General features: G+C 58.2%; 1 pseudogene. It reads right to left on the bottom strand.

Features of this window, described 5'->3' with window-relative positions:
* Positions 1 to 299: 299 nt before the first annotated feature.
* Positions 300 to 728 (bottom strand): annotated as a pseudogene (locus AC0L27_RS41090) (hypothetical protein); the annotation flags it as partial.

Genomic DNA, 728 nt, shown 5'->3' on the forward strand with positions numbered 1-728 from the left:
CTCATGCTCGCGCAGCACGCCTATAATCTGCTCTTCCGTAAACCTGGCTCGCTTCATTTGTCCGTCCTTCAGAAGGCCGGACTCTAACTTCAACTGGAGGAAATCGGCAGGGGCAGGTCAGGATCATAGGCGATTTCTTCTTGTCACCCGCTCGGTGAGCGTACCTAGGCCTTAAGCAGAATTCCGCCAGGTGCTAGGCTAAACCTCGATTTGAGTAGGCGAGGAACGGCTGAATTTCTGATCGATGAAATTGCCAATAATACGAGCGCCATCATTTCGGTCCCGCTTGAGTTGACTTGTCACTCCCCGAGCGAGAACAGGTTTGGCGATTTGTGTACGATTGGCGATGGTCCGGCGATCTGGCGGTACGGCTGCGACCTTCTCGTCGAGCGGAGCTCTTCTGGATAGAAGAGAGCACGGTGTCCTTTCGCTCGGACTGTTCGCCTGCTCAAGCCCCTGGCGCGAGTCTCGGTCACGGTGCTCGAGTCCAGTTTGGCCGCGACGAGCTCCCTTGTGAGCTCTCGAGCAGCTTGGCCGCCGGAGTGGGCTTTTCCCCGGAAGAACTGCGTCTCGTATTGCTCGAGCAGCAACAGCAGCGCGGATCGCCGGTACATGGCGCACGGCCCACAGCAGCACATGACGGCACCAAACCGCGTCTGCGCCGCGCGCTCCTCGTTGCAAGCCAACCAGTACTCCATGTCGATCAATCGGGTCAGCCAGCTGTCGTT

The organism is Bradyrhizobium sp. Ken51 (assembly GCF_055807435.1).